17 protein-coding genes are annotated in these 15,254 nt (G+C 52.3%); 10 read left to right on the top strand and 7 right to left on the bottom strand.

Annotated elements, in window-relative coordinates; genetic code table 11:
* Positions 1–28 precede the first annotated feature (28 nt).
* Entirely contained in the window at positions 29–1,504 is a 1,476-nt protein-coding gene (locus RZS32_RS16935; RefSeq protein WP_339106730.1) for a PHA/PHB synthase family protein, read from the top strand.
* Here RZS32_RS16935 and RZS32_RS16930 read toward each other — a convergent pair.
* Positions 1,489–1,932 (bottom strand): phasin family protein, encoded by a 444-nt coding sequence (locus RZS32_RS16930; RefSeq protein WP_339106729.1) that lies wholly within the window; start codon positions 1,930–1,932, stop codon positions 1,489–1,491. The genes RZS32_RS16935 and RZS32_RS16930 overlap by 16 nt on opposite strands.
* Positions 1,933–1,948: 16 nt before the next feature.
* On the opposite strand from RZS32_RS16930, the gene RZS32_RS16925 reads away from it, so the two are divergent.
* Positions 1,949–4,555 (top strand): cation-translocating P-type ATPase, encoded by a 2,607-nt coding sequence (locus RZS32_RS16925; RefSeq protein WP_339106728.1) that lies wholly within the window; start codon positions 1,949–1,951, stop codon positions 4,553–4,555.
* Here the strand turns inward: RZS32_RS16925 and RZS32_RS16920 are convergent.
* Together RZS32_RS16920 and RZS32_RS16915 are read right to left on the bottom strand one after the other, a co-directional pair.
* Positions 4,478–6,607 (bottom strand): acetate--CoA ligase family protein, encoded by a 2,130-nt coding sequence (locus tag RZS32_RS16920; RefSeq protein WP_317054732.1) that lies wholly within the window; start codon positions 6,605–6,607, stop codon positions 4,478–4,480. The genes RZS32_RS16925 and RZS32_RS16920 overlap by 78 nt on opposite strands.
* Positions 6,608–6,691: 84 nt before the next feature.
* Positions 6,692–7,318 (bottom strand): hypothetical protein, encoded by a 627-nt coding sequence (locus RZS32_RS16915; RefSeq protein ID WP_317054731.1) that lies wholly within the window; start codon positions 7,316–7,318, stop codon positions 6,692–6,694.
* A gap of 82 nt (positions 7,319–7,400) precedes the next feature.
* Between RZS32_RS16915 and RZS32_RS16910 the strand changes: the two genes are divergently transcribed.
* The gene (locus RZS32_RS16910; protein WP_317054730.1) at positions 7,401–8,111 is read left to right on the top strand and encodes an endonuclease/exonuclease/phosphatase family protein; all 711 of its coding nucleotides are present in this window, start codon (positions 7,401–7,403) and stop codon (positions 8,109–8,111) included.
* On the opposite strand, the gene RZS32_RS16905 is transcribed toward RZS32_RS16910, so the two are convergent.
* From RZS32_RS16905 to RZS32_RS16895, 3 genes are all read right to left on the bottom strand, one after another.
* Positions 8,101–8,940 (bottom strand): universal stress protein, encoded by an 840-nt coding sequence (locus tag RZS32_RS16905; RefSeq protein ID WP_317054729.1) that lies wholly within the window; start codon positions 8,938–8,940, stop codon positions 8,101–8,103. The genes RZS32_RS16910 and RZS32_RS16905 overlap by 11 nt on opposite strands.
* Positions 8,941–8,980: 40 nt before the next feature.
* Positions 8,981–9,460, bottom strand: a complete 480-nt coding sequence (locus tag RZS32_RS16900) for an Hsp20/alpha crystallin family protein (RefSeq protein WP_317054728.1) — start codon at positions 9,458–9,460, stop codon at positions 8,981–8,983.
* A 191-nt stretch (positions 9,461–9,651) separates the two neighbouring features.
* The gene (locus RZS32_RS16895; RefSeq protein ID WP_317054727.1) at positions 9,652–10,326 is read right to left on the bottom strand and encodes a helix-turn-helix domain-containing protein; all 675 of its coding nucleotides are present in this window, start codon (positions 10,324–10,326) and stop codon (positions 9,652–9,654) included.
* 204 nt (positions 10,327–10,530) lie between these two features.
* Between RZS32_RS16895 and RZS32_RS16890 the strand changes: the two genes are divergently transcribed.
* Positions 10,531–10,968: a host attachment protein gene (locus tag RZS32_RS16890; protein WP_317054726.1), complete on the top strand. Its 438-nt coding sequence runs from the start codon at positions 10,531–10,533 to the stop codon at positions 10,966–10,968.
* 26 nt (positions 10,969–10,994) lie between these two features.
* Here the strand turns inward: RZS32_RS16890 and RZS32_RS16885 are convergent, their stop codons facing one another.
* The gene (locus tag RZS32_RS16885; RefSeq protein ID WP_317054725.1) at positions 10,995–12,149 is read right to left on the bottom strand and encodes a site-2 protease family protein; all 1,155 of its coding nucleotides are present in this window, start codon (positions 12,147–12,149) and stop codon (positions 10,995–10,997) included.
* A 95-nt stretch (positions 12,150–12,244) separates the two neighbouring features.
* On the opposite strand from RZS32_RS16885, the gene RZS32_RS16880 reads away from it, so the two are divergent.
* The 6 genes from RZS32_RS16880 (at position 12,245) to RZS32_RS16855 (ending at position 15,254) form a co-directional block, all read left to right on the top strand.
* The gene (locus RZS32_RS16880; RefSeq protein ID WP_339106727.1) at positions 12,245–12,604 is read left to right on the top strand and encodes a hypothetical protein; all 360 of its coding nucleotides are present in this window, start codon (positions 12,245–12,247) and stop codon (positions 12,602–12,604) included.
* On the top strand, positions 12,580–13,281 hold the full coding sequence (locus RZS32_RS16875) for a sodium:calcium antiporter (protein ID WP_339106726.1): 702 nt from the start codon (positions 12,580–12,582) through the stop codon (positions 13,279–13,281). The genes RZS32_RS16880 and RZS32_RS16875 overlap by 25 nt, the downstream gene beginning before the upstream one ends.
* A gap of 132 nt (positions 13,282–13,413) precedes the next feature.
* Positions 13,414–13,944, top strand: a complete 531-nt coding sequence (locus tag RZS32_RS16870) for a hypothetical protein (RefSeq protein WP_317054723.1) — start codon at positions 13,414–13,416, stop codon at positions 13,942–13,944.
* The gene (locus RZS32_RS16865; protein ID WP_317054722.1) at positions 13,908–14,162 is read left to right on the top strand and encodes a YgaP family membrane protein; all 255 of its coding nucleotides are present in this window, start codon (positions 13,908–13,910) and stop codon (positions 14,160–14,162) included. The genes RZS32_RS16870 and RZS32_RS16865 overlap by 37 nt, the downstream gene beginning before the upstream one ends.
* Position 14,163: 1 nt before the next feature.
* Positions 14,164–14,496: a TraR/DksA family transcriptional regulator gene (locus tag RZS32_RS16860; protein WP_317054721.1), complete on the top strand. Its 333-nt coding sequence runs from the start codon at positions 14,164–14,166 to the stop codon at positions 14,494–14,496.
* Positions 14,460–15,254, top strand: a complete 795-nt coding sequence (locus RZS32_RS16855; RefSeq protein ID WP_339106725.1) for a response regulator transcription factor — start codon at positions 14,460–14,462, stop codon at positions 15,252–15,254. The genes RZS32_RS16860 and RZS32_RS16855 overlap by 37 nt, the downstream gene beginning before the upstream one ends.

The raw sequence follows: 15,254 nt of genomic DNA, 5'->3' as shown, positions 1-15,254 counted from the left end.
AGAAATGCAGAGGCATTTGGCGTTGGGGTTGATACACGAAAATACGCAAGAGAATGATCCCAGATTTGCCAACCCATTATGGAATTTGCCGCCCTATTGTTTCTATCGAAATGTGTTTCTGGCTGCCCAAGATTGGTGGCACGAGGCATTTGGGCCATTGCCGGGGGTTGATCCCAAACACCAGAATGCCATGGATTTCTACAGCCGTCAGGCGCTTGATATGTTCTGTCCGGCCAATTTTCCGTTGACCAACCCTACAGTGCTTGATCGGGCGGTGCGTTCATGCGGACAAAGCATTGTGAATGGCTGGCGGAACTGGTTGGACGACCTGGCCACCACCCTAACCGGAGTGCCAAGAGAGCACGACCCCTTCAAGGTTGGAGAGACCATAGCCGTGACGCCGGGTGATGTGGTATTTCGCAATCGTCTCGTGGAGCTTCTGCGCTATCACCCAAAAGGTTCAAAGGTAAAGAAGCCACCCGTTTTCATCGTCCCAGCGTGGATTATGAAATACTACATTCTGGATCTTTCACCTCAGAACTCGCTCGTATCCTATTTGGTAGACCAAGGCTTTGAGGTGTTTTGTCTGTCCTGGAAAAACCCGGGTTCTGAAGACGCTGAATTGGATCTGAATGATTACCTGGAGCTAGGCATCAGAGCACCGCTCAATTGGCTTGCCTCAGAGCACGATACAAATGCGGTACATGCCGTGGGGTATTGTCTAGGGGGCACTTTGCTTGCAATTGCAGCGGCTGCGGCCGCAAGAGACGGGCAGGGCGTCTTTGCAACCTTGTCACTTTTGGCTAGTCAAACGGATTTCACCGAGCCGGGTGAACTTGGAACCTTTATCACAGAAGCACAGGTAGCGTTTCTGGAAGACCTTATGGCAGAGCAGGGGTATCTGGAGGCTAAGCAGATGGCGGCTGCATTTCAGATGTTGCGTCCGGCGGACTTGATTTGGAGCCGAGTCATTCGTCACTACCTTTTGGGCGAGCGTTCGCCGATCAATGATCTGATGGCTTGGAATGCTGATGCGACACGCATGCCTGCGCGCATGCACGCAACCTACCTGAGAAAGCTGTTTCTGGAAAATGCGCTCGCCAACAGAACGTACCGCGTTGATGGACGGCGTGTGTCGCTCACCGATATTCGAGCGCCAATGTACTGTCTTGCGACAGAAAGCGACCATGTTTCACCTTGGACCTCTGTATTCAAGCTGCTTGCCCTGACGGATACGAATGTCCGTTTTGTCCTGACCAACGGCGGTCACAATGGTGGTGTAATATCGGAGCCAGGGCATTCTGGTCGACATTTTCGCACGCTCGTAAAACAGGAAGGCACCCGGTTTGTAGGGCCGGATGCCTGGTTCGAGAAAGAAACGCCAGAAGACGGCTCCTGGTGGCCGGATTGGACAACCTGGCTCGAAGGTTACTCGAGGCAGAAAAAACTCTCCGAAGCCTGGTCTTCCTTGGAAAAAGCCCCTGGAACTTATGTTTTCGACTGATCGGCAGCTTCTTCGGCTTTAGCTGAAATTTCTTCCATTGTGTTCGAGCAAAACTTGACCACTTTTCCGGTTTCGAGCCGATAGTCATCAAGAGCTTTCTGAATGAATGCCGCTTGCACGCGTTGAACGTCATTGACTGATTTTGCGTGAAGAAGCTCATGCTGCAGCTTCACATCTTCCTTCACACGATCTGCAACAAAGCTCAGCCATTCCGATCCCAAATCACTCATGGCTTCGACCCATTTTGTGCCAAGCCAAGAAAGCGATCCAAGCCCGCCGTTTTGCATATCGGTAAATGTTCGCCAGACTTTTTCTGGTTCAAGTGGTGAACTCACCTCAGGACTTTTTGCTTTGGGCATGTTTTGATCTCCTCTCGCTGATGCCCGAACACTATCATTCCCAATTGGGCGCTGGTTGATATTGCTCAATGGGGCGTTGCCATGCGTGTCTCATTTTGCGGCTATGACCGACTCAACGTCACGCCCGGGACTCAGTGCTGACGCGGCGCTTCGAGCGCGCGATGCATATGGTTTGAATGAACTTCCGCTACTGCCTCCACCACCAATGTGGCAGGCCATTCTCAGACAGTTCACCAGCCCTCTGATCGCAATCCTCGCATTGGCAGTCGTCGCCGCCGCGTTGCTGGGTGAAACGATTGATGCGATGGTCATAGCCGCTGTTATCGTTTTTAACGCGGTCCTGGGCTTCGTACAGGAATGGCGCGCGGAGAAAGCTCTGGCAGCTTTGACAAAATTATTGAGCCCGCTCGCGACGGTGCGGCGGGACGGCGTGGAAGAGCGCATACCTGCCGCAGAAGTTGTGCCGGGCGACCTTCTTGTGCTCAGCACCGGCGACCGCGTTGCCGCTGACGGAAACCTTGTTGTGTCGCGGGATGCGGAATTGAATGAGAGCATCCTGACCGGAGAATCCATGCCAGTGTCGAAGGGTGTGGACGGGCTTGTTTTTGCGGGAACCTCTCTTGTGGTTGGGACTGCAGAGGCTGAAGTCACGGCGACAGGGTCCGACACCAGTTTTGCAGAAATCGCAAAACTCACCGGAGGCATTGATCGTCGGCCAACACAGCTTCAGCAGGCTTTGGGCCGCCTTGCTTGGTGGCTTGGGATATTTTCCATAGGTGTCGGAGTTGCCGTTGCAAGCTTGGGGTTGCTGACCGGGCAGCCAATTCTCGACATGATGCTCACGGCGATATCACTGGCTGTGGCCATGGTGCCTGAAGGGCTTCCTGCGGTTGTGACCATAACTTTGGCGCTTGGCGCATCCGCCATGGTGCGCCGAAAGGCGCTTGTCCGTCGTATGCAGGCAATTGAAACTCTTGGCGCAGCGTCCGTGATTTGTACCGACAAGACAGGAACCCTGACTGAGAACAAAATGGTTGCGACGCGCTTCTGGATGGCGGGATCCTGGTATGATGCCGGGCGTGATGCAATCAAGGATATCACGGCCAGAAATCAGTCACATGTGATCCAGCGCTTCATTGATGTGGCGTCCATATGCACGCATGCGTCGCGCTACACCGACCAACATAACAATGTTGAGTCTTTGGGCAGTCCGACAGAAGTCGCTTTGCTGGAATTGGTGCAGCATTTGGGCGATGCGCAGGCTGTAGAAATACAGCAAGAAATGCCATTTTCCAGTGAGCGCAAACGCATGGCGATGCTGGTTGAGCGCGATGGCTGTTTTCGTCTCTTGGTCAAGGGCGCGCCAGAAGTTGTTCTGGAAAAGTGCGCCTTTGTTGCGATGTCGGGCGAAGACATGGAGATCGATGCGGAATTGCGCAACGAGCTCAAGGCTGTACATGAAAGCATGGCGTCGCAAGGCCTGCGTGTGCTGGCGCTTGCCGATCGCGCGACCGCCCAAGGCAATTTGGTGGACGAAAACCTCGTTCTGTTGGGCTTTGTCGGATTGATTGATCCCCCGCGCCAAGAAGTTCCCGGAGCTATTGCGCGCGCGCGGGATGCGGGTATTCGAGTGATCATGGTTACCGGTGACAGCCCCGTCACAGCACGTGCGATTTCCAGCCAAATGGACTTGCCCGCCGATAAGGTTGTCACGGGCAAGGAATTGGCAGCGATTTCAGAGGCGGATTTGGTGCCCTTGCTGCAGCGTGACGTAATTTTTGCCCGAACACACCCGGCGGATAAGCTACGTCTGGTCACAGCATTGCAGAGTACAGGTGCGGTTGTCGCCATGACTGGCGATGGTGTGAACGATGCACCCGCATTGAAACGTGCCGATATTGGTGTCGCCATGGGCCAGCGGGGCACAGATGTCGCACAAGAGGCCGCAGACCTTATTCTTCTGGACGATAACTTTACGACCATTGTGAATGCGGTTGCAGAAGGCCGACGGCAGTTTGCAAACATCAAAAAGTTCGTGCGCTACTTGCTGAGTTCGAACGCGGGCGAGGTGGTTGCGCTTGTGGTCAATCTGATTATTGGCGGACCTTTGATCTTTCTGGCGACACAGATACTCTGGATGAACCTGATTACCGACGGTGTCACGGCGGTCGCGCTGGGTCTGGAGAAGAGTGAGCCTGACCAAATGAAACAACCACCGCGCAAACCAAAAGAACCCATCTTGGGGCGGGCGGGGTTTCTGATGATCTTGGGTTTTGGGCTTTATACGGGCGGAGCGAGTTTATTTCTGTTTTACAAATTCCTGCCGGTTGATCCTGTCTTGGCCAATACCCTGGCTTTCACAGCCATGGTTGTGTTCGAAAAGATGTCTGTTTTTGCGTTTCGTTCATTTCGAACACCGGTCACTGCCATTGGCTGGTGGTCAAACAAGGCACTCCTGTTGGCGCTTCTTAGCATGCTCGCTCTGCAGGTGATGGCTGTCTACCTGCCGTTTTTCCAAGCGATATTGCATACCGTTCCGCTGGAAATTTTTCACTGGCAATGGATTGCGGTGCTGGCCTTGCCACTGATTGTCGTGCCGGAAGGCATCAAGATGCTAATGCTGACCGGTCAGCCGCAGCGCGGGATCGTTCGAGCCCAAACGGATACGAACGTCCACAGCACAAAGCCCTGAAGGCGCTACAATCAGCGGATTGATGTCCATCTCTTCAAGCATGGGCATGGCCAGGCATAGATCAGACACATGCATCAAAACATCCACAAGAGCGCCCGTGTCCACTGGGGCCGTGTTGCGAAACGGACCCAAGAGGCGCGCAACGCGCGTACGGCCAATCAATTCGACAGCCGCGTTGCGGCTTAGAGGCAGCATACCGGTTGCCACATCTCCGAGGAGTTCGACCAGAGTGCCTCCTGCGCCAAATGTGATGACGGGTCCAAAGGCCGGGTCGCGCGTGACACCGATCAGAACTTCCCGGGCATCATCGGGTTGCACCATGGGTTCGACCGAAACCCCGAGGATGCTGGCATCCGGTCTTATGCGTTTTGCGGTGTCGCATATGTCATGAAACGCGGCGGCCACTTCAGGCTGCGACTGCAGGTTCAACCGCACACCGTTCACTTCGCTTTTATGGGATATCTCTGGCGACACGACTTTCAGAACGACAGGCGACCTAAGTTTCTCAAAGATCGCGACGGCCGCGTCATCCGTGGCCGCGAGTTCGGGGACCGGGCAGGGGATGCCTGCGACGGACAGCAACCTACGAGAGGCGATGTCACTGAGCATGCCGGGTGTCAGGGTGCCCAGGGAACGGACGGCCTTGGTTAGGGTAGTTCGTTTTGTCCCCTTCAGCTTTGGCGCGTCATCCACACGGGCAGATCGTTCACCCGCCTTGACCGCGGCGGCAAACGCCCGCACCGCTTCTTCGGGGCGGTTGAAGTCAGGGATGCCATGCCTGCGCAATTTGGTGCGTGAGGATGACACCGAGTGCCCACCCAAAAAGCAGGACAGGACCGGCTTGTCATATCGGTGGTGTGCCTCCAGCACCGCATCGGCCACCCGATCTGGTGCCGTCATGGATTGTGGGCTCAAAAGGGCCAGTGCGGCATCAAATTCGTCACTTTGCAGGCAAGCATCCAGGGCCGCCTTGAAGTCCGAAGCGGTCGCGTCGCCCACAATGTCGAGCGGATTGCGTCGTGACCAGTTTGGGCTAAGCTGTCCTTCGAGGCTGTCGCAAACGTCCTGGGGCAGCGGCGCAATCGGCAACGACCGGTCAGAAAGACGATCGGCTGTCAGGACACCGACACCACCACCGTTTGTCACAATGGCAAGACGACCTCCACATGATCGTTGATGGGATGACATGAACCGCGCCACATCCAGAAGTTCACCCAGCGTGGCAACCTGAACCGCGCCTGCTTCGCGCAACACCGCTGAAAATACCGCGTCTGATCCGACAAGTGCACCTGTGTGTGTGGCCGCCGCCGCGGCACCCTCGGCATGGCGTCCTGCCTTGAGAACAATAACAGGTTTGATTTTGTATGCGGCGCGCAACGCCGAGCGAAACTTCGGGCCGTTTCGAACACCCTCTACATAGACAAGGATGACCTTTGTGCGTGCGTCGTCGGCGGCCATCACAATCGCATCGCCCAATCCCAGCTCAAATGAATTGCCTAGCGACATCATCAGGCTGAAGCCAAGGCCATCCTGTTCTGCCATGTCCGCCATGCTTGAACAGATTGCGCCAGATTGCGAAATCAAGGCAAGGCCGCCCTTAGGTGGAAGGGCTGGTTGAAACGTGGCGTTGAGGCGAAGATGCGGGCGTACAAGCCCAAGGCAGTTTGGCCCCATGATTTGGATATTGCCAGCCTTGGCTGTGTTGAGAAGTCGCTGTTTTCCGGCTGGACCATTACCTTCGACAAAGCCGGCGGTAATGACGATTGCTGCGCTAGTCCCCATCGACGCGCAATCGCGCAGAGCGCCCGGAACGGCTTTCGGAGGAATGGCGATGATGGCTAAATCAGCTCCGGTTCCGGCGGCCTCTTGAGAGGGCACGCACGACTGGCCTCCGAGCGAGTCATACTTGGGATTAATTGCAATCACTTTGCCACCATAACCCTGGCTTGTAAGATTTCGGAAAATATGTGTCCCTGGCGAGGATGCGCGTTCGGAAGCTCCGTAGACTGCGATAGATTGCGGGTTCAAAAAGCCGTCGGACGAATTGGTCATAAAGCACCCTGTGTTGGATCCGCTGAAACATTGCATGTCGTAAAAGCTCAGGAGTTGATTTAACGCAACCTGAGTTAAGCTGATCTATTTTCGAATTCGGTCGCGGGATTTGCGATAAAACGCTTTGTTTTTTTCAATGAATTGCGTCAGCGCCTGGCCCAAAATGCCAGTGGAAAAATCACGGGCATAGAGGTATCCAGTCACACTTGCGATCAATCCGCCAAACGCGTTGATGATCAGATCACCCATAGTGTCATTAAGTCCCGATTTTTGCATGTTCAGTCCAAACATCTGATCCATGCTGAATTCAAAGACTTCCCAAAGACCACCTATGGTCATTGCCACGCAGAATGTGATGAACGCTAGCGCAGATGGTGGTGCCGCAAACTTGTCCCCTTCGAACAACATGAAGACAAACAAAAACCCCAAGAGTCCGAACCCGACTGCGGCGGAGCCATGCAAGGCAAGATCCCACCACCAAACACGCTCGTAAAAGTCAAAAGCTTCACCAAGAAAAATCGATGCAAAGATGAAAAGGGTCGTGGCCAGCAAAAAAGGTATTGGAAGCTTCAGGGAAAACCGTTTTGCCAGAAAGGGCACCATTGCGGACAGGACAAGAGTTGCAAGGCTGACAAATGCCAATGACCAGCGGCCCAGGAATAACGCGACCAGTGCGCAGGTCAGCAAACCCACCCAGATCAGAGCCAGCATCGGGCCAAAACTTAATATGTACTCACGTAAGTTGAAGTCCTTTGTTCCTTCAGTTTTCGATATCCATACTTATATATAAGGTATGCAACGCAATGCGCTCAGACTAGTCAGTTACAACATCCGCAAGGCACGTGGCCTGGACCAGCGCAGATCGCCCGAAAGAGTGATCGAAGTTATCAATTCGCTCAACGCTGATCTGGTCGCGCTGCAAGAAGCGGACAGGCGTTTTGGAGAACGAGTGGCTGCGGTACCAGCCGAAATGATTGAAGCTGAGACAGACTTGAAGGTGGTTCCGGTTGCCAAGCGTAAGGCAAGTGTCGGATGGCATGGTAATGCCGTTCTCGTGCGCAAGGACCTTGAGGTTGCGTGTGTAGAGCAAATTGACTTGCCTGGCTTAGAACCGCGTGGTGCGGTAAAGGTCACACTTGGCTGTGAAAACGCGGTTTCCATCATCGCGATGCACCTGGGATTACGCCGTTCGGACAGGCAAGCACAACTGGAACAGATCAAAGCTCTGGCAGAGCCAGATGAGCATGTTGTGTTGCTTGGCGATTTCAACGAATGGTCGTCGCACAAGGGGTTTGCTCCCATTCAAGATCGTTTCAAGATTGTTGCGCCAGGGCGCACCTTTCACGCAAGTCGTCCTATGGCAGCTCTTGATCGCTTTGCGTTTTCTGAGACCTTAATGTTTTCCGACGCAGGCGTAGAGCAGGGCGCTCTTGCTCAGCGTGCATCAGACCACCTTCCAATTTGGGCAGATGTAAGAAAGGTCGAAACCGACGCTATTTACTGAACAAGACGGGCAGCTTGGCATCACGCAAAAGCGAATGGCTGGTCGCGCCAACAACAAAGTCATACACGTTGGAATGACCAAATGCTCCGGTCACAACCAGCCCCGCTCCCTGTTCAAAAGCGCTTTGTACCAACACGTCACCTATGCCTTGTGCTCCTTGGGGGACATGACGCACGTTGACATTCAGGTCGTGGCGAGCAAGCGCTGATGACAGGTCGAGCAGATCATAATCGTCCAACTCGTCAGAGGAATTGCGTTCCACACGCAACACGGTCACTTCGGCTTCTGCATTGGCAACCATCAAAAGGTCATGGGCCGCACGCGCGGCTTCGCGTGTGTCGCTCCAACCGAGCACGATCTTGTTGCCAATCTCTGGCCCATCATAGCCAAGCGGTACGATAATGACGGGACGACCACTTTGCTGGATGACAGTGCGTTGTATGCCGCGTTGATCATACCGGTCCACGTCGTCGTCGGCATGCGCCATGATTACCAGATCCGCTGCGCGCGCCGATTCCACGATTCGGTCCGCAGCGGTTTTGGATTGTGCTTTGACCCGGCGATATTCGCATACAAAATCCTCTGTTTTTGTATGCGCATCAAAAATCGCTTCGATCGCATCAGCCTCTTCTTCCTGATTTCGCGAGAATTCTGCAAAGACCCCGGCATCAATGTGCATTGCTATGCCAGGATAGACTTCGATGGCTTCTAATGTATGTAGGCCGATCAAATGTGCCCCGTGCTTGCGCGCCAGGGGTACCGCAAAGTTCAATAACGTTGCGGTATTATCTTTGGTTGTCAGGCCGACAAGGATTGTTTTTAGGGGCATTGATCGGTCGCCTTTCGTCGCAAATGGACAGGTTGAGGAGCTAGGAGCTCTTCACAGTGATTTTCTGAACACCCGCTTTGGTATTGGCAGGCCTTTGAATCTTGAGTTTCAACACACCGTTTGAGAAGTCTGCCTTCACAGCCTCGGCTTCGGGCACGAAGCCCAAAGGTATTTGGCGCCGGAAACTGCCGTAGCGGCGTTCAACCAGGTGGTATTCTTTTTCTTTTTCTTCCCGATCGCTGCTTTTCTCTCCTTTGATAACAAGCATTTCGCCATTAACTGACACATCGAGATCTTCGTCTTTAACGCCGGGCATTTCGGCACTGATTTCAAGCTCTTCATCGCTCTCTGCGATGTCGAGAGAAGGTACCAGTGCGGTATCAAACCCAGATGCTAAGTCTCCAGCCTCCGGGGCTGTACCTCGGCGAAACTGGTCAAAGATTTGCGCCATCTCTTTTGAGAACGGATGCAAAAACGGCGATGCATCCGAAAACAGTGAAGGGAGGGTTTGACGTGGCATTTCGATCTCCTTTTTGCTCAGCTATTGGTTTTGCAGGACTAAGTTTAATTGCGGATGTCGGCAGCCGATTGATACTTCTCAATTTCCAGGCTGAAGCTAGGGTCAGACCTCGTCTTAACGCCAAGCCGAACATGAAACAGAGCGTGGAAAAGTGGCCTATCGCGTTCCACAATGTGACGATTACATTTTATTTAGTCATGCTCTTTTAGGGCTTTAGCTGCCAATGCAGCTTCGTCACGCACAAGCACGGTTTGGCTGTTTTTCAACGATATGATTCCGGATCGACGTAAGGCAGTGAAGCAACGACTGACAGTTTCAACCGTCAGGCCCAAGAAGTCGGCAATATCCAACCGGCTCATTGGCAAAAAGACCCGCCGTCCGACATTGGTCGTCTCACCACACCGTTCAAGCATAGTGACAAGAAACGACGCGACCCGTTCGTCGGAACATTTCAGTCCCAACATCATGAAGTGCTCTTGCATCGCATGGATTTCCCGCAGCGCTGCCTGAAGCAGGGCGAAGTGTAGAGCCGGCTCGCCTTCCCCATTTTCCAGCGCCGACCGGCGAAAGGATTTCAATTTTGTGTCGGTTAGCGCGTCACAATCTGCTTGGTGCAGCCCGTCATTTGGAAAGCCGATGATGTCCCCCGGAAAACCAAACGCAATCACTTGCCGGCGGCCATCTTCCAAAAGACGCGTTAAACGAACTGCACCGGTCAAAACCTGATAAAGTCTTTCGACCTCATCGCCTTCATAGTAAAGGCATTCACCTTCATGAATCCGTGCAGCGCCTATAGCGTGGGATTCAATTTCTTCCGAAATTGGCGGAGTAAATCGCGCATGGTTGGTAGACGTCGTGACGTACATTCTGGCAGCCTCCCGTGATCAACGGAAAAGTCTTGCCCTATCTGAGTAACGACATGACGCGATCTAGTGTGCGAATTTGTATCAGTTTGTAATCGGGCTTTTGAAAGGCTCAACCATACGTATCCTCAACGCATTTGACATTGCTCAACAGCTTAATTTTTTGAAGCAATAATCTGATCTCCGAAGTGGAAACCGGAGGATAAAATGAAGCCGAAAGTGACATGGGTTCTCATTGCCAATGCAAGATATGCACGCGTCATATTGCATCGCGGTTTTGGACACGGTCTGAGCGAAATGGCAGATTTGGTTTGGCATGCCAATCCGCCTGTGGATTACTCGGATCGCGCCGGTGTCGGCCACAGCATAGCAGGGCCTGGCACCTCGGCAGTGGGCCAAGGTGACCCAAAGGAACAAGCTGATCTGATCTTTGCAAAATCCGTTTGCGAAGAACTAGACGCGGCGTTCAGGAAAAAGAAATTTGATCGGCTGGTGATCTGCGCTGGGCCTTACATGCTGGGGCTTTTACGAAAGTCTATGACTGCTCAACTGAAGAGCCGGATCAAAGAAGAAGTGTCCAAGGACTTTTCCGGGCTCAACTTGAAACAACTTGAAGAGCATCTGGGAACAATCCTGATTATCTGATTATGTTATGAATGCCCGACACGGTTTTAATTGGTCTCATGTCCATTGTTGTGAAGTTTTAGCAAAGAGATAAGCCCCAGATATCCCATTAGATCTGAGAGTGAAATCACACCTGTCAGCGTGCTGTTTTGAGAAACCAAAAACTTACGCCTGTTTGTTTCTGATATTTTTTTCATCAATTCAGATAGGGGCATGTCTTCTGTGATGCAGTTGTCTGGATTAAGTTCGACAAACACATCGTTGACCTTGGTGTTCCGCCAATTTTCACGCTCAAGATGCGACAACACCTCAGTGTCAATATAGCCGAGCAGCACTTTGTTCTCGACGACCGGCACAAAACTTACATTGGAGCGAAGTATTTTGTTGTAGATGAGATCAGAAATTGTCGTGTCGGGATCGGTGGTTATGACGGGTGTTTTGGTCATCAAGGTGCCAACAGAACGCTTGGCAAACGCCGCTTGCATGAGCTGGTTTTGATAGCTGGTCTTCGCGGCAGCCAACAAAAAGAAGCCGAGCAAGACTTGCCAAAAGCCACTGACAACAAAGCCATTGTATAGCGTCATAATACCCAAAACAATGAGTGTAAACGCAAGAAACTCTCCGGATTTGGAGGCTGTTTGTGTCGCGCGCAGCATGTTGCCCGATTTTTTCCAAAGATACGCTCGTAATATGCGACCGCCGTCCAAAGGAAACGCAGGCAAGAGGTTGAATAGCGCGAGGATCAAGTTGATGAGTGCCAAATACGAAAACACCGCGGCAAATTCTTTTGGTCCACTGAGAATCGTAGAGATCTGCAAAAGGATCCAAAATAAGAAAGCTAAGAAGAAGCTCATCAACGGCCCTGCCACCGCGATGTAGAACTCGTGCGATGCGGCTTTTGGTTCGCTTTCTATCTCTGCAACACCTCCAAAAAGAAAAAGAGTAATGCCGCGCGTCGCAACTCCGTACGACCGTGCAACAACCGCATGTGCGACCTCGTGCAGGAGAAGCGATGCAAAGAACAAAAGCATCGTTGCGACCGCCATTGTGAAATGCTGTGACGATGCCGCTTCGGGAAGGCGCACTGGAAAGGTATGCTGGGACAAGCTCCAGGTGATTAGAGCGGCTATCAGCAACCAGCTAGGGTCGATTTTTATCTCGAATCCCAACAGGTTCAGGACAGGTCTGGCATTTTTGAACATGGTGAACCTCGGCTGCGGAAAGAGTATCGCCTGCAAGGCGCAACGAATTGAGTAAGATCAATCGTGTTCTGCGAATACGCGTCTAGTCAGGCGGCATGACCCTTCCTGCGACCTCTCTCTTTGCAACCTTGTTTTTCTTTGTCGCATCCGCGGTCGTGGTATGGGTCGCGGGCGCGCGGCTGGCTTACTTGGCGGATGCTTTGTCGGATCGGTTCAAGCTCGCCAAGTCGATCATGGGTTTGATTGTACTGGCATTGGCGACATCTTTGCCGGAGGTGGCAACAACGCTTAGCGCCGCTGTGCAGCAAGCCAAGGATTTGGTGCTCAACAACCTTTTTGGCGGCATTGCTCTTCAAACCGCTATTCTTGCCATGTCGGATTTTTGGGCGAGGGGGCAATCACCAACTACCCTCGAAAAGCCAACCACGCGTTGGAGGCGACATTACTGGTTCTGATGCTTGGTTTGACCCTTGTCATCACAACTTTGAACGAGCCTTTTGCGATTTGGGGCATTGGTTTGGGAAGCTGTGTTATCGCGTTATTTTACTGTGGGGCTATCTGGCTCTTGCGGCGCTATGATGATGCCAGCGACTGGGTTCCTGTGGATCTGCCAGAACAGAAATTATCTGGGTTTACGGACCCATCTGGCTTAGCCGGCACGCGGTCATCAGCTTTGCTCTTACAGACAGCATTGGCATGCATAGCAATCTTGGTTTTTGGGCTTCTGCTTGTCTTGTTTGCAGAGCGTCTCGCAGTTCAGTCCGGACTCGGCGCAAGCTTCATCGGTGTCACGTTGCTGGCGGGTGCCACGTCGCTGCCAGAGCTGACCACGAGCATCGCTGCGGTCCGTCTTGGCGCTTACACAATGGCCATTTCCAACATCTTCGGCAGCAATCTCATCATGCTGGTTTTGGTCTTCCCAGCGGATTTACTTTTTCGATCAGGACCTATCATGCGACAGGCCTCGGACACTGTTTCCCTTGCGCTAGGGTTCGGGATAATCGTGACTTCGCTTTATCTTTCCGGTCTGATCGTCCGGCGCAAACCCAAGATCGGGAAAGTTGGGGTAGATTCTGTTCTCGTCCTTCTTGTCTTTGCGTTCAGTCTTTTGGCCTATTACGTCGCACGTTAAGCGTCTTCCTTTTCCGTGTTGAAAGCGTTCGAAAGAAGTTTCGTTCAATGCCATTTGATCAATCTCAATTGGCAGCCGGCGCCTCGGCATAAATTCTAGAAATACACAAGCTTCCTGATGCCGAGTGCCATATTGACCATAGACACGCCCAATTCCTTGCTAGCGTCTCAAACGAAGCAGCATGCTGCTTTCTTAAGATGTGCCCAAATCCAAACTTTGCACCAAGGAGAACAGCATCCTGGTAGCAAGTTTGATGAAGAAAGCGTCCATTTTCTTTGCGTTGGCACTTTAAGCCTCACGCAGTTTTGGTCGGATAGTGATGTGCCGGTTTTGTCTCTGGAACAGACATACCATGTTGCCAAAAACAAGATCCCGGTTCTCTTGCCTACGCTCACGCAGGAATTTGTCCTCAACGCTGTCACTGATGCAGCCCTGGTCAGCCTTGGCAAGCAAGACTGCCGTTCTTTGCTGGGAACGTCACGCTATTTCCGGGCGATGGTCTTTGCAGCAACCGCAGAAGGCATAGCGCAGGCCAGCAAGGGCCTGGATGAACTCAATGCAGAAGAAGCAATTACGTTTTTGCATTCGCAACGCAGGCCTTTGGAACTGCACAGAATGAGCGTTCAATGGCTTTTGCAACTACAGAAAGGAAAACCCCAATGAAACGAAATGTTGGAAGAATTGATAGCCTTACCAGGCTTGTTTTGGGCATAATCCTAATCATCGCTCCTCTGGCAAACTTTCCGTCGATTTGGTCCAGTGCGATATTGTCGGCCGGGGCTCTCATCGTTGGTTTTGTGATGGTTGCAACGGCGTATTTCACGTTCTGCCCACTCTACAGAGTGCTGGGCATGTCCACGTGCAAAGTGCAGAGCGAATAGGATGGCAGATCTCAAATACTTCAAGATTGCAATTGAAACACGCCTAAAAGAATTGGGTGTGCGACTGCATCAAATTGAAGACGAGCTTGATGCGCCAAAGCCGCAAGACCTTAGCGATCAGGCGATAGATCTGGAAGATGATGAGGTTCTGGAGGGCATTGGCCTGGTCGAGCAGCAAGAGGTAGGTCTTTTGCAACAAGCTCTGAAACGGATCAGGGAGGGTGACTATGGAACCTGCGCTATGTGCGAACAGCCGATCTCGACTGAAAGGTTAAAGGCTGTGCTATACGCTTCTGTGTGCAAGGACTGCGCAAATCAAAGCAAGACAGGGTAGAGCGGAAAGGTGCTGCCCGCACTGTTGTTGAAATATATTGTCTGCTTGCCCCTGCTGCACTGAATGATAAAATTGATTACACGAACATATACTGCGTATTCATTCAGCTGATTTCCGGTTCAGACAGCAAAATGTCCAGAAAGACCATCTTAGTCGTTGATGACGAACCAAGGCTTCGCAAGTTGCTTTGCACTTGCTTTGGTGACGAGGGTTACGAGACGTTAGAGGCCTATGATACGTCATCAACACTGCGAATGGTGCGCGTAAACTGTCCAGATCTTGTCACACTGGATTTACGTCTTGGTGAAGATGATGGATTGGAAATAGCGCGTGAAATCAAAAAGATATCTGACGTACCGATTGTCATGGTCTCGAGCAAGGACGATGTTCTAGACAAGGTTGTGGGCTTAGAAATTGGCGCGGATGACTATATCTCTAAGCCGTTTCACATTCGAGAAGTGGTGGCGCGCATCAAGGCCGTTTTACGCCGCAGCGCTAAGAGTGAAACACATGTCAGCACTTACAAAAATCCTGACTCTGACGGCAAACAGATAAAGTTTGAAGGCTGGTCAGTTGTCCCTGACCAATTTGAAGTAACTGGACCTGACGGAAAAGACTGCTCCATGACAACCGGCGAATTCAATCTCTTGATGGTGTTCCTAAATCACCCCAAACGTATTCTCTCGCGCGAGCAACTTATGGAGTTTTTGGGGGGGCATCCTACGCGCCACTGGACCGCACGATTGACAATCAAGTAG

This window comes from Roseovarius sp. W115 (assembly GCF_032842945.2).
GTDB lineage: Bacteria > Pseudomonadota > Alphaproteobacteria > Rhodobacterales > Rhodobacteraceae > Roseovarius > Roseovarius rhodophyticola.
This window is presented reverse-complemented; position numbering and strand designations above follow the sequence as displayed.

Excerpts from the sequence above, each read along its gene's own strand:
- RZS32_RS16865 (WP_317054722.1), top strand. The coding sequence starts at position 13,908 with ATGGCTTTTGCAACTACAGAAAGGAAAACCCCAATGAAACGAAATGTT.
- RZS32_RS16895 (WP_317054727.1), bottom strand. The coding sequence starts at position 10,326 with ATGTACGTCACGACGTCTACCAACCATGCGCGATTTACTCCGCCAATT.
- RZS32_RS16860 (WP_317054721.1), top strand. The coding sequence starts at position 14,164 with ATGGCAGATCTCAAATACTTCAAGATTGCAATTGAAACACGCCTAAAA.
- RZS32_RS16890 (WP_317054726.1), top strand. The coding sequence starts at position 10,531 with ATGAAGCCGAAAGTGACATGGGTTCTCATTGCCAATGCAAGATATGCA.
- RZS32_RS16885 (WP_317054725.1), bottom strand. The coding sequence starts at position 12,149 with ATGTTCAAAAATGCCAGACCTGTCCTGAACCTGTTGGGATTCGAGATA.
- RZS32_RS16905 (WP_317054729.1), bottom strand. The coding sequence starts at position 8,940 with ATGCCCCTAAAAACAATCCTTGTCGGCCTGACAACCAAAGATAATACC.
- RZS32_RS16900 (WP_317054728.1), bottom strand. The coding sequence starts at position 9,460 with ATGCCACGTCAAACCCTCCCTTCACTGTTTTCGGATGCATCGCCGTTT.
- RZS32_RS16915 (WP_317054731.1), bottom strand. The coding sequence starts at position 7,318 with ATGCTGGCTCTGATCTGGGTGGGTTTGCTGACCTGCGCACTGGTCGCG.
- RZS32_RS16880 (WP_339106727.1), top strand. The coding sequence starts at position 12,245 with ATGACCCTTCCTGCGACCTCTCTCTTTGCAACCTTGTTTTTCTTTGTC.
- RZS32_RS16920 (WP_317054732.1), bottom strand. The coding sequence starts at position 6,607 with ATGACCAATTCGTCCGACGGCTTTTTGAACCCGCAATCTATCGCAGTC.
- RZS32_RS16910 (WP_317054730.1), top strand. The coding sequence starts at position 7,401 with ATGCAACGCAATGCGCTCAGACTAGTCAGTTACAACATCCGCAAGGCA.